The following is a 16729-nucleotide window of genomic DNA, read 5'->3' as shown; positions in this document are numbered from 1 at the left end:
CCCCATCGCCCCGGCCGGCCGCCGCCTGCGGCTGGCCTACGGCCTGCTGCTGGCGCTGCTGGCGCTGGCGCCCGTGGCAGCCGCGTACAACCCCTATCTGGGCATCCTGCTGACCGAAATCCTGATCGCCGCGCTGTTTGCCGCCAGCCTGCATTTCCTGACCGGACTGGCCGGCATGACCTCGTTCGGCCATGCAGCCTGGTTCGGCCTGGGCGCCTACGGCGCTGCGCTGCTGCTGAAACTGGCCGCCGTGCCGATGGAAGCGGCGCTGCTGCTGGGCCCCTTCGCCGCCGCGCTCGGCGCCCTGCTGTTCGGCTGGATCTGCGTCCGCTTGTCCGGCGTGTACCTGGCCATGTTGACCCTGGCCGTGGCGCAGATCCTCTGGGCGCTTGCTTACCAGTGGGACGACGTGACCGGCGGCAGCAATGGCCTGATCGGCTTGTGGCCGTCGGCCTGGCTCACCCAGGGCCCCTGGTTCTACTACGTCACGCTGGCGCTCTGCGTCGCCGGCATCGCCTGGCTGCGCCGCCTGGCGTTCTCGCCGCTGGGCTACGCCCTGCGCGGCGTGCGCGACTCGTCCTTGCGCGCCGAAGCGCTGGGCATGGACGCGCGGCGCGTGCAATGGGCGGGCTTCGTGGCCGCATCTTTCGCCGCGGGCCTGGCGGGCTCTCTCTACGCGTTCTCCAAGGGCAGCATCGCGCCCGACACGCTGGCCGTGAGCCGGTCCGTGGACGGGCTGGTCATGGTGCTGCTGGGCGGTTTGCAGACGCTGGCCGGCCCGCTGGTGGGCGCGGCATCCTACACCTGGCTGCAGGACGTGGCCGCGCGCAGCACCGAATACTGGCACGCGGTGCTGGGGCTGGCCATCCTGGCCCTGGTCATGGCCTTTCCCGAAGGGCTGGCCGGCGCCGCCTTGCGCCTTGCCGCCAGGTGGAACAGGGGGCGCGCATGACTACCGCCCCCTTGCTGCAAGTCCGCGAGTTGCGCAAATCGTTCGGCGGCATCGACGCGCTGGCCGGCGTGTCCTTTACGCTGGAAGCGGGCCGGATGCTGGCCCTGATCGGCCCCAACGGCGCCGGCAAATCCACCTGTTTCAATGCGCTGGGCGGCCAATTGCGGCCCGACTCCGGCTCGGTCCTGCTGGACGGCCGCGAACTGGTGGGCCTGTCGGCCGGCAAGATCTGCCGGCTGGGCGTGGGCCGTACCTTCCAGACCGCCGCCACTTTCCGCTCCATGACGGTGCGCGAAAACGTGCAGACAGCGCTGCTGTCGCGCGACCGCTTGCTGCTGAACCCCTGGCGCCGGGCCACCCGCCATGCGGCCGAGGAAGCCATGTCGCTGCTGTCGCAGGTGCAGATGGCGGACAAGTCGGAGGAGCATTGCGGCACGCTGGCCTATGGCGACGTCAAGCGGGTCGAGCTGGCGATGGCGCTGGCGCACCAGCCGCGCCTCTTGCTGATGGACGAGCCCACCGCGGGCATGGCCACCAATGAACGCCATGCGTTGATGCGGTTGACGCGCACGCTGGCCGACACGCAGCGCATCGCGGTCCTATTCACCGAGCACAGCCTGGACGTGGTCTTCAAGCACGCCGACCGCATCGCGGTGCTGGTGCGCGGCAGCCTGCTGGCCGAGGGTGAACCCGCGCAGATTGCGGCCGACGAACGGGTCCGCGCCGCCTACCTGGGCACGGAAACGCCGCAGCCGGCCTGAACCGCGGCCCGCAGCCTCAGTCGTTCCTCAGCCCATTGGGCTGGCATTCCCAAAATATCTTGGCCTGGCATCCCTCGCAGATGCCCCGGTCCAGCCTGGCGTAGATCGTGTGCAGCGCGGTCGCCTTGTCAGGAAAGATGTGGTCCTCGCCCAGACGCCCCAGGAATCCGGTGCGGCGCCACATGTCCAGCACTTCCGGCCGGGGGCGGTGGAAATACAGGTCGCCGCCCATTGCCCGCCTGGCGGCCAGCTCGTCTTCCCAGACCTGCGCGCCGGCCATGTCGATGAAGTTCATGCTCTTGGCCATGACCAGCAGATGGCGCGGCGCGCCGGGCGCCGCGCGCAACTCGTGCAGGCGCTGCGCCACGTGCGTGGCGGCGCCGAAATAGACCGAGCCTTCCATGCGCAGCAGCTTCAGCTGTGGGCATTCCGGCAACGCGTCCGGCTGATGCTCCAGCACCACGAAGCGCCGCTCCAGGCCGCGCGAATCGAAACCCATGGTGCGCATCGCGGGGCGCGAGGTGCGATGCAGATAGACCATCAGCGACAGCACCGTGCCCAGCAGGATTGCCACCTCCATGCGTATGGTGATGGTGGCGGCCAGGGTGGCGGCGGCGATGATGGCTTCGCCGCGCTGGGTGCGGATAAGCTGGCGCCAGCGCGGGATGTCGAACAGGGTCCAGGCCACCAGCAACAGCAGCCCCGAGATCGCGGCATGCGGAATCATGGCCAGCAGCGGCGCCGACAAGGCCACCAGCGCCACCAGCAGCAAAGCCGAAAACACGGACGCCAGCGGCGTCTTGGCGCCGGCCTCGTAATTGGGAATGGAACGGTTGAGCGATCCGCAGGACAGATAGCAAGAGAAAAAGCCGCCCACGATATTGGACAGCCCCTGCCCCACGAACTCGCGGTTGGCGTCGATGCGCTGGCCTGAACGCGTCGCCACTGCCTTGGCGATGGAAATGGACTGCGCCAGCGCCACGATGGTCAGCGCGAAGGCCACGCTCAGCAATTCGGGCAGCGCGCGCCAGTCCACGCTGGGAATATGGAAAGGCGGCCAGGGTTGCGCCAACGCGCCAAGCACAGACACCGGCGCACCCTCGGTCATCGCGTTGAACCCGGCGGCCGCCAACGCCCCTGCTGCCAGTCCCGCCAACATATAGGGCTTGCGCTTGTCCAGCCGCCGCAGCAGCAGCGCCACCGCCAGCGTCGTGAGCGTCACCAGCAAGGCGCCCCAGTGCACCTGCGCGATATTCGTGGCCAGGCTTGCCAGCAAGGCGCCCGCGCCGTGCACGTCCGGCGCCGGCATGCCCAAAGCGTCCTTCAGCGCATGCACGGCGATCAGCAGGGCCGCGCCGCTGGTGAAGCCGAACAGCGCCGAAGGCGAGATGAAATGCGCCAACGATCCCAGTCTCAGCGTGCCGACCAGCCATTGCATCAGCCCGACCAGCACCGTCACGGCCAGCGCCAGCTGGATGTAGCCCTGGCTGCCCGCGACCGCCAGCGGCGTCAGCACCGCATAAAGCGCCAGCGAGTTGGCGTTGGTGGGGCCGGACATGACGTGGCGGCTGGATCCGAACAGCGCCGCGACGATACAGGGAACGATGGCGGAATACAGGCCGTACTCGGGCGGCAGGCCCGCCAGCATGGCGAACGCGACGCCCTGCGGCAGCACCAGCAGCGCGCCCAGCAGGCCCGCCGTCGCATCCGCGCGCAAGGTTCGCGCATTGACCTCGTCCACCCACGAGCCGAACAACCGGCGCGCGACGCCCATTCCCCCCTGCATCATTCTTTCTTGTCCCTTGGCATCTGCTTTCTGATTGGCCCGCCTGCGGTGCACAGAGCCTGCGGCGGGTCATCTAGCGTAAACGCTAGCGCCCCTAGCGCGCAACGCGTCCCGCTTACTTCAGGTAGCGGCGTTCGAGCTCCCGCATGTGGGCATCGCCCTGCAGCGCGATGATCTCCTTGACCGTCGGCAGGCCAGTGTCCACCTGGTGGATGCCGCCATCGCGGCGGATTTGGGCGAACACATCCCGCATCGCGCCCACGGCGGCGCGGATGGCGTGGTTTCCATAGATCACCAGGCCCACTTTGCCCAGCGCCTGGATATCGGATTCGCGCAACTGCGGATAGGCGGTGGGCACCAGCACCAGCGGCACGCGGCCTTGCCATGCGGCCACGAACGACAGGACCTCGTCGGGCGCGCTCTGCTTGGAATGGATCAGGATGGCGTCCGCGCCCGCGGCTTCATAGGCGCGGGCGCGGGCCAGCGCCTCCTGCTCGCCGGCGCCAGCGATCAGGGCCTCGGTCCGGGCGATCACGCAAAAGCCTGCATCGCGGCGGGCGCCACAGGCGGCTTCGATCTTGCCCTGGAACTCCTCGACCCGCACCAGCTCCTGCCTGCCGGAAGCGCGCAGGCTGGTGTCCTTGGGAAAGGTCTTGTCCTCCATCACCACCGCCGACACGCCGGCCACTTCGTACTGCGGCACCATGTAGGAGACGTTGATCGCATTGCCGAATCCGGTATCGATATCGGCGATGACGGGCACGTCCACCGCGGCGGCGATCGCGCGCATCATCTCCAGGTGCTGCGAAGGCGAAAGAATATTGGCGTCGGGCACCGCGTGGCTGGCCGACAACTCGAAGCCGCTGCCCCAGATGGCGTCGAACCCGGCCTCGGCCGCCAGCCTGGCGGACAGCGGGTTGTGCGCCGACATGGCATGCATCAAGGCGGGATCCTGCAATTTCTGGCGGAAACGGGCGTTTCTGTTCATGGCGGGAGCGTAGGTGGAAACCCGGCGCGCCGTGCGCCGGCTGCGGCCATCGTAGCGCCAATCCCGGCAGCGCCGGGACGTCAGCCCGCCTCGCCGCCGCGCCGCGCCTTCATGGCCTGCCCGATGGCGGCCAGCGCGTCGTCCGGAATCAGCCGCGCCGCCATCGGCAGCAGCTCGCTCTCTTCGCGCTGGATATGCGCGGCGTAGGCGTCGGTGAAATCCTGGATCTGGCTCGCGGGCAGATCGGCCTGGCGGCCCGCCGCGATTTCGGCAAGCGCCTGACGCAAGGGTTCCCAGCGCAGCGCCAGCTGCCGATGCTCGGCAACCAGGCCGTCCACCAGCGCATGCAGGCAGACGGCGTCGGAGCCGGCCATGGACTCGATCAGGGCCGGGAACAGGTCCTCTTCCTCGTCCTCGTGGTGATGCGCGGCCGCGGTATCGAAATAGCGCAGGACGCTGGCCGCCGCAGTCTGGGCCGCCGCGTCGCTGCCGTGCACCGGCAGGTGTCCGGCCAGGCGCCCCAGCGTGGCGCACTGGCGCGAAATACGACCGTGGCAGGCCGACAGCAAAGCCAGCGGATCATCGGCCCCCGGCGCCGCGGCCGGACCTCCAGGAAAACTCACTGCCATTGCACACCTCCGTTATCCGGCGTGGCCGCGCCACCACAAGCGGATGGAATCCCACGCGCGCCCCGCGAATCCCGCCTCGGCCACCGGCTCCAGCGCCACCACGGGAAACTGCATGGCGGGCTTGCCGTCCACCAGCACGCGCACAGCGCCCACTGGGGACTGGGCCGCGATCGGCGCGATCAGCGGATCCTGCGGCGTCCAGACCGGCTCGACCTTGGCGCCCGCAGGCACCGTCACGTACGCGTCGCGAGCGAAACCGGCCTTCAGGCTGTCGTGCTCGCCCTTCCATACCTCGGGCGTTGCGACGGCCTGGCCGCGCGCGTACAGCTTGATGGTATTGAACCCCTGAAAGCCCCACTCCAGCAACTCGCGGCTTTCCTGCGTGCGCAGCTTGTCCGAGGCCGTACCCACCACCACCGTGATCAGACGGCGTTGATCGGCGCCATTGGGCCGCTGCGCGGTGGCGACGATGCAGTAGCCCGCCGATTCCGTGTGCCCGGTCTTCAGGCCGTCCACGCTGGGATCCAGCCAGAGCAGGCGGTTGCGGTTGGGCTGCGTGATCTTGTTGAAGGTGAACTGCTTGGCCGAATCGTAGGTCTTGTAGAGCTGCGGATAATCACGGATGAAGCGCGTGGCCAGGATGGAGAGATCGCTGGCGGTGGAGTAGGTCCCCGGATCCGGCAGGCCGTGCGGGCTGGCGAAATGCGTGGCGTGCAGGCCCAATCTCGCGGCGGTATCGTTCATCCGCGCCACGAAGGCCTCGACGCTGCCCGACACCGCCTCGGCCAGCGCGATGGCCGCGTCGTTGCCCGACTGGATCATCAGGCCGCGCAGCAGATCGTCCACCGACACCTTCGAGCCAGGCTCCAGGAACATCTTCGAGCTGCCCGCCGGCACCTTCCAGGCGCGGGTCGACACCGTGACCAGTTGCGTCGCCGAGAGTTCTTTCTTGCTGAGAGCCTCGAACACCACGTAGGCCGTCATGATCTTGGTCAGAGACGCGGGCTCGATCCGGGCGGTCGCCGCGTGCGACGCGATCACCTGTCCGCTGGTCTCGTCCAGCAGGAGCCAGGCCTTGGCCGACAAGGCCGGCGCGGGCACCGTCTGCGCCATGGCTCCCGACATGCATGCGGCCGCAACGATCAGGCTCGCCGCCAACTTCTTCATCAACATATGGCTTGCTTCACTTCCATGCTTGGGTTTTCCCGCACGGGTCTCGCGCAGGGCACGCAATTGGAACACGCGCGGCGCAGTTGGTTCAGTGCCGCAGACATCTGAAAAATTGCGCGATGAATGTCACGACATCTTGCGAGGACCCTTCTACAAAGCACTTTCTGTGTCGAAAACAACAAACAAGGGCCAAAAACCCGCTAGAAAACCGCATTAACCGTCACTCTTCCGCTATCATCGGCCGCGTAGCGTTAAACGCCGATATCCGGCGCGCGCGCTGCTCCATGTCCTCAACATACGGATTTTGACCATGGCCACGAAAGCAAAAGCTCCTGCCAAGAAAGTCACCAAGCCCGCCGTCAAGGCGCCCGCAAAGAAGGCAACCGCCGCAAAAACCGCTGTGAAGCCCGCTGCCAAGCCGGCCGTCAAGAAGGTCGTCGCCGCCAAGAAGGTCGCTGCTGCCCCCAAGGCCATCAAGGCTGCTCTGAACAAGACCCAGCTGATCGCCTACATCGTTGAGCAATCCGGCGTTGAAGCCAAGTCGGTCAAGGCCGTCCTGGCCAGCCTGGAAACCTCGGTGCTGAGCTCCGTGGACAAGAAGGGCGTCGGCGAATTCACGCTGCCCGGCCTGTTCAAGGTTGCCGTGCAGAAGGTTCCCGCCAAGGCCAAGCGCTTCGGCAAGGATCCGTTCACCGGTGAAGAGCGCTGGTTCCCCGCCAAGCCGGCTTCGGTCAAGGTGAAGGTTCGCCCGCTCAAGAAGCTGAAGGACGCCGCGCAGTAATTCGCGCGTAGTTCCGGTCAAGCCGGAAGGGCCCGCCTCGCAAGAGGCGGGCCCTTCTTTTTTGCCGCGGCGCTTGCCGCACGCATGGCATCCTCATCCCAATTTATCTTCATGTTAAGATACTTCACGTAAAAATAAACGCCGTCTATCCATGAATGACCTTGTCGATCTGGTGATCTCGCAATGGACCCGCGAATGCCCTGCCCAGGACTTCGCCGCCATGTCCGTCGTCACCCGCGTGTTCCGCCTGAACGCGCTGGCCGCGCGCAACGTGAACCGCAGCTTCCGCAATTACGACCTGCATCAGGGCGAATTCGACGTGCTGGCCACGCTGTACCGCAGCGGCGCGCCCTATGCGCTGAATCCGCAGAAGCTGGTGGAGGCCCTGCTGCTGACCTCCGGCGCGATGACCAACCGGCTCGATCGTCTGGAACAGGCCGGCTTGCTCACGCGCAGCCCCAACCCGGAAGACCGGCGCGGCGTCATCGTCTCGCTCACGGCCGAGGGCCTGCGCGTCATCAAGCTGGTATTGAAGGACTATCTGAAAGACCTCAACGAACTGCTCGATCCCCTGTCCGCCAGCGAGCGCAAGCAATTGGCCGGCCTGCTCAAGAAGCTGCTGATCAAGCAAGACCAGGAAACGCCCGGGGGCATCGGCTCCTGAGCCTGTCGCCCCGAAGTCCCCCCGCAGCTCCCCTTTCCCGATCCAGATCCATGACTTCCGCTTCCCAGTCCTGCGAGACGCCCGCGCTGACCGCGCCCATCATCCTGCTGATGTCGGTGGCCACCGGCCTCGCGGTCGCCAGCAATTACTACGCGCAACCGCTGCTACACACCATCAGCGAGCAATTCTCGCTGTCCACCGCCAGCGCGGGCACTATCGTCACCACCGCGCAACTGAGCTACGCCGTGGGCTTGATGCTATTGGTGCCGCTGGGCGACATGTTCGAGCGCCGCGGCCTGGTCGTGCTGATGAGCCTGCTGTCTTCGATCGGCCTGCTGATTTCCGCCTTCGCCCCCAATATCACCGTGCTGATCCTGGGCACCGCGCTGACCGGCATGCTGTCCGTGGTGGCGCAGATCCTGGTGCCCTTCGCCGCGACGCTGGCCGCGCCCCACGAACGGGGCAAGGCCGTGGGCACGGTCATGAGCGGGCTGCTGCTGGGCATCCTGCTGGCCCGCACGGTCGCGGGCGCGCTCGCCGACGTGGGTAGCTGGCGCACGGTGTACTGGGTCGCCGCCATCCTGACGCTGGGCATGTCCGCCGCCCTGTGGCGCCTGCTGCCGCGCCACCAGAGCCCCGCCGGGCTGAGCTACCCGCGCCTGCTGGGCTCGATCCTGCGCATGTTCATCGAGGAGCCGCTGTTCCGCGCCCGGTCGCTGCTGGGCGGGCTGCTGTTCGCGGCCTTCAGCATGCTGTGGACGCCCCTGACCTTCCTGCTGGCCAGTCCGCCCTACCAATACAGCAACACCACCATAGGCCTGTTCGGCCTGGCAGGCGCCGCCGGCGCCTATGCCGCCAACCGCTTTGGTCGCCTGGCAGACCGGGGCATGGGCAACCTGGCTACCCGCGTCGGGCTGCTGTTGCTGCTGGGCTCCTGGGGACTGATGGCGTTCGGCCAGGTGTCGGTGCTGGCCCTGCTGGCCGGCATCCTGATACAGGATCTGGCGATCCAGGGCGTGCACGTCACCAACACCAGCTCTCTCTACCGGCTGCGCCCCGAGGCGCGCAGCCGGCTGACCGCGGGCTACATGACCAGCTACTTCATCGGCGGCGCATCCGGTTCGCTGGTATCGTCCTGGCTGTACGCCCATTTTGGCTGGCCCGGCGTGGTCACGGCGGGCGCCGTCCTTGGGGTGATTACGCTGGCTTACGGCGCCTTCGCGCCCAGTGCGCGCATCCCGGAAACGGCTCCGTCCCCTGCCCGCGCCTAGCACCTCCTATAATCAGGGGTTTTGACCGCCTCCGCGCCCGCGCGGCGAGGCGGCTCACCCTTTTTGCCACCGTGCACGAGCCCATGCAGGAACGTTACCTCCCCACTACCGTCGAAGCAGCCGCCCACCAAGACTGGCAGGCCCGCGACGTCTATCTGGTCCATGAACAGGCCAAGAACGCCGACGGCTCCGAAAAGCCGAAGTTCTATGCCTGCTCCATGCTGCCCTACCCCAGCGGCAAGCTGCACATGGGCCACGTGCGCAACTACACCATCAACGACATGATGGCCCGCCAGCTGCGCATGCGTGGCTACAACGTCCTGATGCCCATGGGCTGGGACGCCTTCGGCATGCCGGCGGAAAACGCCGCCATCAAGTCCAAGGTGCCGCCGGCGAAGTGGACGTACGACAACATCGCCTACATGAAGAAGCAAATGAAGGCGATGGGTCTGGCGATCGACTGGTCGCGCGAAATGTGCGCCTGCGATCCCCAGTATTACAAGTGGAACCAGTGGCTGTTCCTCAAGATGCTGGAAAAGGGCGTGGCCTACCGCAAGACCCAGGTCGTCAACTGGGATCCGGTGGACCAGACCGTGCTGGCCAATGAACAGGTCATCGACGGCCGTGGCTGGCGCTCGGGCGCGCTGGTCGAGAAGCGCGAGATTCCCGGCTACTACCTGCGCATCACCGATTACGCCGACGAGCTGCTGGGCGCGGTCCAGAACGACCTGCCCGGCTGGCCCGAGCGCGTGCGCCTGATGCAAGAGAACTGGATCGGCAAGTCCGAGGGCCTGCGCTTCGCCTTCCCGCACCAGATCGCCGGCCAGGATGGCCAGTTGATCCAGGACGGCAAGCTGTACGTCTTCACCACCCGCGCCGACACCATCATGGGCGTGACCTTCTGCGCCGTGGCGCCGGAACACCCCCTGGCCACGCAAGCCGCCTTGTCCAATCCGCAGCTGGCCTCGTTCATCGAGCAATGCAAGCTGGGCGGCACGACCGAGGCCGAAATGGCCACGCGCGAAAAGGAAGGCATGCCCACGGGCCTCTTCGTCACGCACCCGGTCACGGGCGCCGAAGTCGAGGTCTGGGTCGGCAACTACGTGCTCATGAGCTACGGCGACGGCGCCGTCATGGGCGTGCCGGCGCATGACGAACGCGATTTCGCCTTCGCCAGGAAGTACGACCTGTCCATCGTCCAGGTCGTGGACGTGGCCGGCAAGGAGTACTCCACCGCTGCCTGGCAGGAGTGGTACGGCGACAAGCAGGCCGGCCGCACCATCAATTCTGGCAAGTACGACGGCCTCTCGCACAAGGAAGCGGTCGACGCCATCGCGGTCGACCTGGGCGCGCAAGGCCTGGGCGAAAAGCAGACCACCTGGCGCCTGCGCGACTGGGGCATCTCGCGCCAGCGCTATTGGGGCACCCCGATACCCATCATCCATTGCGCGGATTGCGGTCCGGTCCCGGTTCCGGAAAAAGACCTGCCGGTGGTCCTGCCTGACGATCTCATCCCGGACGGCAGCGGCAACCCGCTGACCAAGAACGAGGCCTTCCTGTCCTGCGCCTGCCCCAAGTGCGGCAAGCCGGCGCGCCGCGAAACGGACACGATGGACACCTTCGTGGACTCGTCCTGGTATTTCATGCGCTATACCTCGCCGGGCAACGATAACGCCATGGTCGACGCGCGCAATGACTACTGGATGCCGATGGACCAGTACATCGGCGGCATCGAACACGCGGTGCTCCACCTGCTGTACGCCCGCTTCTGGACCAAGGTCATGCGCGACATGGGCTTGCTCAAGTTCGACGAGCCCTTCACCAAGCTGCTGTGCCAAGGCATGGTGCTGAACCATATCTACTCGCGCAAGACGCCCCAGGGCGGCATCGAGTATTTCTGGCCGGAAGACGTCGAAAACGTCTACGACGACCGCGGCGCCATCGTCGGCGCCAAGCTGAAGTCGGACGGCTCCGCCATCACCTACGGCGGCGTGGGCACGATGTCCAAGTCCAAGAACAACGGCGTCGACCCGCAATCGCTGATCGACACGCTGGGCGCGGACACGGCCCGCCTGTTCGTCATGTTCGCCAGCCCGCCGGAACAGACCCTCGAATGGTCCGACTCCGGCGTCGAAGGCTCGAACCGTTTCCTGCGCCGCCTCTGGTCCATCAGCTACGGCCAGCGCGAAGCCATCGCGCGCGGCCTGGCCCATGGCGCCGATTGGTCGCAGGCGCCGGCCCCGGTCAAGGATCTGCGCCGCGAAGTCTACGGCCTGCTCAAGCAAGCCGACTACGACTACCAGCGCATCCAGTACAACACCGTCGTGTCCGCGTGCATGAAGATGCTCAACGCCATCGACGACGCCAAGCTGCCCGAAGGGGCGGCCGCGGACGCCGCCTACGCCGAAACGCTGGGCGTGCTGCTGCGCGTGCTGTACCCCGTGGTGCCGCACATCACCTGGCACCTGTGGCGCGACCTGGGCTACTCGCACGAGCTGGGCGACCTGCTCGACGCGCCCTGGCCGCACGTGGACGAAGCGGCGCTGGTCGCCGACGAGATCGAGCTGATGCTCCAGGTCAATGGCAAGCTGCGCGGCTCCATCCGCGTGGCCGCCAAGGCCGCCAAGGAAGACATCGAAAAGCTCGCGGCATCCCAGGAAGAGGTCGCCCGCTTCCTGGAAGGCCGTCCGCCCAAGCGCGTCATCGTGGTTCCGGGCAAACTGGTCAACGTCGTAGGCTGATGAGGTCAAGCATGCACTTCGCCGGGCAACAAACGCATTCCCCCCGCCAGTCCTGGCTCCTGCGCGGCGCCTGCCTGGCGCTGTTCATGCTGCTCTCCGCTTGCGGCTTCGCTTTGCGGGGTGTCACTCCGATGCCATTCGACACGCTGTACCTCGGCATTTCCGACACCACCCAGTTCGGCGCCGACGTGCGCCGCGCGCTACGCGCGGCATCGCCGAATACGAAGCTCGTGGATACTCCCAAGGAGGCGCAGGCCATCCTGCAGCAAGTTGCCGACACCCGCACTTTGCGGGAAGTCTCGCTGAACGCCCAGGGCCGCGTCGAGGAATACGAACTTGGCATCAACTACACGTTCCGCCTCATCGACGCCAAAGGCCGCGCGTTGATCCCTGACACAACGCTGTCGATCTACCGCGAAATGCCCTATGACGATCAGGTCGTGCAGGCCAAGCAGGGCCAGATTGAAACCCTCTACCGAGCCATGCAACGCGACCTCGTATCGCGCCTGCTGCGCCGCATGACCGCTCCGGAAGTGCGCAAGGCGTTCGATGAAGCCGAAGAGCGCGCCGAAGACGGCCAGACCCCGCTGTACGATCCGACCGCGCCGGATCAGAAGCGCATGCCCGCGCCGTGGCAGACGCCGTCCACCACAGACCCGGCCATCCTGCGTTAAATGGCACAGCCCCTGGACGCGGATCGCCTGGCCGAGCATTTGCAGCGGCCAGGCAACCGCCTGGCGCCGCTCTATACGGTATCCGGCGACGAACCCCTGCTCGTGACCGAGGCCGTAGACGCCCTGCGCGCCGCGGCCCGCAACGCGGGTTACTCCGAGCGCCTGTCCATGGTGATGGACGCGCGCAGCGACTGGAGTTCGGTCACCGCCGCCACCCAGAGCGTATCGCTGTTCGGCGACCGCCGCATTCTTGAAATCAAGATCCCGACCGGCAAACCCGGCAAGTCCGGCGCCGACACCCTGGCCAAGCTGGCCGAACAGGCCGAAAAGCAGGCGGATCCGGACACGCTCGTCCTGATCGCCCTGCCCCGCCTGGACAAGGCCACCCGCGAAAGCCGCTGGGTGCAAGCGCTGAACCGCGGCGGCATGATGGTCGACATCGCCAACATCGAACGCGGCCGCCTGCCCGCCTGGGTCGGCATGCGCCTGGCGCGCCAGAACCAGCGCGCCGACAGCGCCACGCTGCAATGGATGGCCGACAAGGTGGAAGGCAATCTGCTGGCCGCCCACCAGGAAATCCAGAAACTGGGCCTGCTCTACCCCGAGGGCCAATTGGCCGCGGAGGACGTGGAGCGTGCGGTGCTGAACGTGGCGCGCTACGACGTCTTCGGCCTGCGTGACGCCATGCTCGCCGGCGATATCGGCCGCACCATCCGCATGATCGACGGCCTGCGCGCCGAAGGCGAAGCCCTGCCGCTGGTACTGTGGGCGGTCGGCGAGGAAATCCGCCTGCTGGCCCGCGTCGCGGAAGCCCGCGCCCTGGGCCAGGACGTCAACGGCCTGATGCGCCGCCTGCGCATCTTCGGCGCGCACGAGCGGCTGGCGTTGCAGGCGCTAGGCCGGGTGCAGCCGAACGTGTGGCCGGCTGCCGTGCAGCACGCCCATGAGGTCGACCGCCTGATCAAGGGCCTGTCCGTGCCGGGACGGCTGTCCGATCCCTGGGAAGAAATGACGCGGCTTGCGCTGCGGGTCGCCGCCGCCGGCGGACGACCGTGAAGGCGGCATAGCCGCCGCCTTCGCCTCTCCCTCCGGCCTTCCTGAGGGAGTTCGCCCGGCCTAGCGGCCGGATTAAACTGAATCTCCAGGCGGCGCCCGTGCCGCCCCACTTTCATGATCGACGCTGCCATGTCCACGTCCTCCATCGAACACGCCATGCTCACCCTGGGCGAAAACGCCCGCCGCGCCTCGCGCGCCATGATGCGCGCCAACGGCGCCGCCAAGAACCAGGCGCTGCTGGCCATGGCCGACGCCCTGGCCGCCAGCCACGAAGAACTCAAGGCCGCCAACGAAAAAGATCTGGCGGCGGCGCGCAGCAACGGCCTGGAACCGGCCCTGCTGGACCGCCTGACCCTCTCGGACAAGACCTTGGCGCACATGGCCGAGGGCCTGCGCCAGATCGCCGCCCTGCCCGACCCCATCGGCAGCATCACCGCCACCAGCGTGCGCCCCAACGGCATGCGCGTGGCGCAGATGCGCGTTCCGCTGGGCGTGATCGGCATCATCTACGAATCCCGTCCCAACGTGACCATAGACGCCGCCGCACTGTGCCTGAAGTCCGGCAACGCCGCCATCCTGCGCGGCGGCAGCGAGGCCCTGCATTCCAATATCGCGCTGGGCCGCGTGGTGCAGACCGGCCTGGCCGCCGCGGGCCTGCCGCAGGACGCGGTGCAGGTTGTCGCCACGGCCGACCGCGCCGCCGTCGGCAAGCTCATCACCATGACCGAGCACATCGACGTCATCGTGCCGCGTGGCGGCAAGGGCCTGATCGCCCGCCTGTCGCAGGAAGCGCGCGTGCCGCTCATCAAGCACCTGGACGGCAACTGCCACGTCTATATCGACGCGGCCGCGGACCCGGACAAGGCGCATGCCATCGCCTTCAACGCCAAGACCTACCGCTACGGCATCTGCGGCGCCATGGAAACCCTGCTGGTCGACGCGGTGGCCGCCGTGTCCATCCTGCCCAGCCTGGCCGCGGCCCTCACCGAGCACGGCGTCGAATTGCGCGGCTGCCCGCGCACGCTGGCCCTGCTGCCGCACGCCAAGCCCGCCACCGAAGAGGATTGGGCCACGGAATACCTCGGTCCCATCCTGGCGGTACGCATCGTCGACACACTGGACGATGCCATCGAGCACATCGCGCGCTGGGGCTCCGGGCATACCGACGCCATCGTCACCGAAGACCTGTCCGCCGCGCAGCGCTTCCAGCGCGAGGTTGACTCCAGCTCGGTCTACGTCAACCTGCCCACCTGCTTTGCAGACGGCTTCGAGTACGGCCTGGGCGCCGAGATCGGCATCTCGACCAACCGCCTGCATGCGCGCGGTCCGGTCGGCCTGGAAGGCCTGACCACGCTGAAATGGGTACTGAGCGGCGAAGGCCAGGTACGCGGCTGACCCTGTCCGCGCCGCGGCTGCCGCGGCGCGGAGGCTGACGCGGCCCTGAACACGGGGCCGCGGCCAGCCTTCTACAATACGGCCAGCAATTACCGGCAGGCTTTCCTAAATCCGAACGCGGCGCACCGCGCATTCCAGAGATTCCCATGCATACCCCCGCCATGGCCATGGCCTTCAGCCTCTTCCTGCTGTGCTTCATCACCTGCACGCTTTGCGGCATCGTGCTGTTCTTCAAGCGCAAGCAGATCAACGCCAAGCTGAAGCACCCGTATCTGCAGCACCGCCCGTTCAATCAGTATCCGCTCGCGATCCAGGCATCCATCATGCTGGATTATTTCTTCCGCCTGATGTTTCCCGACACGCGTTTCTGGCTGATCGGCAACGCCAACGATCTGCTCCCGCACGTTGACCCGAAGAAGACCCCGCTGGCCCTGAAGTGGCCCATCGTCGGATTCTGGGGCTCCTGCTGGCTCGGCCTGATCGCCATGATCGTCCTCTGGATCATGCTGTTTTTAGGAGCTTGAGCGCATGCAGATCAAAATCGAAGACTATCCCGGCAGCCTCGATGCGGCGCGCTACCTGATCGCCGCGCGCGAATCCGGCGTCGCTGGCCCGCGCCTGCCTGCCGACTGCCGGCCGCAATCGCTGAACCAGGCCTTCGCCGTGCAGCAGCGCACCGCGCAACTGCTGCTTGAAAAGCATCAGGACGACATCGGCGCCTGGAAGAGCGCGTTGCCCACGCCCGAAAAAAGCGTGGTCGCGCCGATCTACGCCTCGACCGTCGCCTATGCCGAAGCCGGCCCTGTCGCGGCCCGGACCGGAACCGTGCGCATCGAACCCGAAATCGCGTTCGAAATCGCCCGGGATCTGCCCACCCGCCCCCAGCCGTACACCGAAGCCGAAGTGGATGCGGCCATCGGCGGCGCGCGCCTGGCCCTGGAAGTGCTGGGTTGCCGCTATGCCGCTCCGGAACACGCCAGCCTGCCGGAACTGCTGGCCGACCACATGTTCAATCAGGGACTGGTACTGGGTCCGCGCATCGCGGCGCCGCACGATGCGCCCGACAGCATGAGCATCACGCTGGCCGTGGACGGGGTCGAAACCGAACAGCATGCGGGCATCCACCCGAACGAACGCCCCAAGGCCGGGCTGTACTGGCTGGCCAACTTTCTGCGCGAACAAGGCCTGGGATTGCGCGCCGGCCAGCACGTCATCACCGGCTCCTATGCCGGCTTCCTGGACGTGCCCGCCAACCGCGACCTGGAGCTCGCCTACGGCGACCTCGGCATCCTGCGTCTGCGTTTCAGCAACCAGGCCGCCAGCCAATAACGGCCGGGAACGCTCGCCATGCTCGCCTTGCGCCCCTTTGCCCTGACGGATTTTCCGCTCTTGGCCAGCTGGTTTTCCAGCCTGCCCGAGGTGGTGCAATGGGGCGGCTCGCACCTGTCGTTTCCGCTGGCGCAGGCCGACGCGGCCGCCATGCTGGCGGAAGGGCTCAGCACGCCGCCCAACCGCCGCTGCTGGATGGCCTGCCGCGACGGCTCGCCCGTCGGCCATGCACAGCTGGCCTACGACTGGCGCGACGGCAACGCCCGCCTGGGCCGCGTCGCCATTGCACCGGCCGAGCGCGGCCTGGGCCTGGCCCGTCCCATGGTCGCTCTGCTGATAGACGAGGCGTTTCAGACGCCCGGCATCGAGCGCCTGGAGCTCAATGTCTATATGTTCAATGAACGCGCCATCCGCACTTACGAAGCGCTGGGCTTCACTCTCGAAGGCGTCAGGCGCTCGTCGACGCAGGCGGGCGCGGAACGCTGGGACACCGGCATGATGGGACTGCTGCGCTCGGAATGGCGCAGCAGTC

16 protein-coding genes are annotated in these 16729 nt (G+C 67.1%); 12 read left to right on the top strand and 4 right to left on the bottom strand.

The annotated features are described in order from the left end of the window. On the top strand, positions 1-952 hold a 952-nt coding region (locus WBB14_RS07430; RefSeq protein WP_424239262.1), incomplete at its 5' end, for a branched-chain amino acid ABC transporter permease. Then, positions 949-1713, top strand: coding sequence for an ABC transporter ATP-binding protein (locus WBB14_RS07425; protein ID WP_424239261.1), 765 nt, complete (start codon positions 949-951; stop codon positions 1711-1713). The genes WBB14_RS07430 and WBB14_RS07425, both read left to right, overlap by 4 nt. Positions 1714-1729: 16 nt before the next feature. Here WBB14_RS07425 and WBB14_RS07420 read toward each other — a convergent pair whose 3' ends face one another. The 4 genes from WBB14_RS07420 to WBB14_RS07405 all read right to left on the bottom strand — a co-directional run bounded on the left by WBB14_RS07420 (position 1730) and on the right by WBB14_RS07405 (position 6289). Further along, on the bottom strand, positions 1730-3487 hold the full coding sequence (locus tag WBB14_RS07420) for a SulP family inorganic anion transporter (protein ID WP_424239263.1): 1758 nt from the start codon (positions 3485-3487) through the stop codon (positions 1730-1732). Positions 3488-3614: 127 nt separating this feature from the next. Next, complete coding sequence (locus WBB14_RS07415; RefSeq protein ID WP_424239260.1) at positions 3615-4487, bottom strand: phosphonopyruvate hydrolase; 873 nt, start codon at positions 4485-4487, stop codon at positions 3615-3617. An 80-nt stretch (positions 4488-4567) separates the two neighbouring features. After that, positions 4568-5116, bottom strand: a complete 549-nt coding sequence (locus WBB14_RS07410; RefSeq protein WP_424239259.1) for a hemerythrin domain-containing protein — start codon at positions 5114-5116, stop codon at positions 4568-4570. 12 nt (positions 5117-5128) lie between these two features. Further along, complete coding sequence (locus WBB14_RS07405; protein WP_424239258.1) at positions 5129-6289, bottom strand: D-alanyl-D-alanine carboxypeptidase family protein; 1161 nt, start codon at positions 6287-6289, stop codon at positions 5129-5131. Between the two features lie 307 nt (positions 6290-6596). Here WBB14_RS07405 and WBB14_RS07400 point away from each other — a divergent pair, with 307 nt between their 5' ends. The 10 genes from WBB14_RS07400 to WBB14_RS07355 form a co-directional block, all read left to right on the top strand. Next, positions 6597-7067, top strand: coding sequence for an HU family DNA-binding protein (locus WBB14_RS07400; protein WP_332011746.1), 471 nt, complete (start codon positions 6597-6599; stop codon positions 7065-7067). Positions 7068-7218: 151 nt separating this feature from the next. Continuing rightward, entirely contained in the window at positions 7219-7731 is a 513-nt protein-coding gene (locus WBB14_RS07395) for a MarR family winged helix-turn-helix transcriptional regulator (protein WP_424239257.1), read from the top strand. A 50-nt stretch (positions 7732-7781) separates the two neighbouring features. Beyond that, positions 7782-9002 (top strand): MFS transporter, encoded by a 1221-nt coding sequence (locus WBB14_RS07390; protein WP_424239256.1) that lies wholly within the window; start codon positions 7782-7784, stop codon positions 9000-9002. Positions 9003-9085: 83 nt separating this feature from the next. Continuing rightward, entirely contained in the window at positions 9086-11743 is a 2658-nt protein-coding gene (gene leuS / locus WBB14_RS07385) for a leucine--tRNA ligase (RefSeq protein ID WP_424239255.1), read from the top strand. A gap of 11 nt (positions 11744-11754) precedes the next feature. Beyond that, positions 11755-12417, top strand: coding sequence for an LPS assembly lipoprotein LptE (gene lptE / locus WBB14_RS07380; RefSeq protein ID WP_424239254.1), 663 nt, complete (start codon positions 11755-11757; stop codon positions 12415-12417). Continuing rightward, entirely contained in the window at positions 12418-13473 is a 1056-nt protein-coding gene (gene holA / locus WBB14_RS07375) for a DNA polymerase III subunit delta (protein ID WP_207471573.1), read from the top strand. A 114-nt stretch (positions 13474-13587) separates the two neighbouring features. Then, positions 13588-14868: a glutamate-5-semialdehyde dehydrogenase gene (locus tag WBB14_RS07370; protein ID WP_424239253.1), complete on the top strand. Its 1281-nt coding sequence runs from the start codon at positions 13588-13590 to the stop codon at positions 14866-14868. Positions 14869-15014: 146 nt separating this feature from the next. Beyond that, on the top strand, positions 15015-15392 hold the full coding sequence (locus WBB14_RS07365; protein WP_424239252.1) for a hypothetical protein: 378 nt from the start codon (positions 15015-15017) through the stop codon (positions 15390-15392). A gap of 4 nt (positions 15393-15396) precedes the next feature. Then, complete coding sequence (locus tag WBB14_RS07360; protein WP_424239251.1) at positions 15397-16197, top strand: 2-keto-4-pentenoate hydratase; 801 nt, start codon at positions 15397-15399, stop codon at positions 16195-16197. Positions 16198-16215: 18 nt separating this feature from the next. Further along, positions 16216-16729: GNAT family N-acetyltransferase (locus tag WBB14_RS07355; RefSeq protein WP_424239250.1), on the top strand; the 514-nt coding region annotated here is incomplete at its 3' end.

The organism is Achromobacter sp. (assembly GCF_049647645.1).
GTDB lineage: Bacteria > Pseudomonadota > Gammaproteobacteria > Burkholderiales > Burkholderiaceae_B > Achromobacter.
Note: the sequence above shows the minus strand (reverse complement) of the source record. Positions and strands in the feature narration are given on the sequence as shown.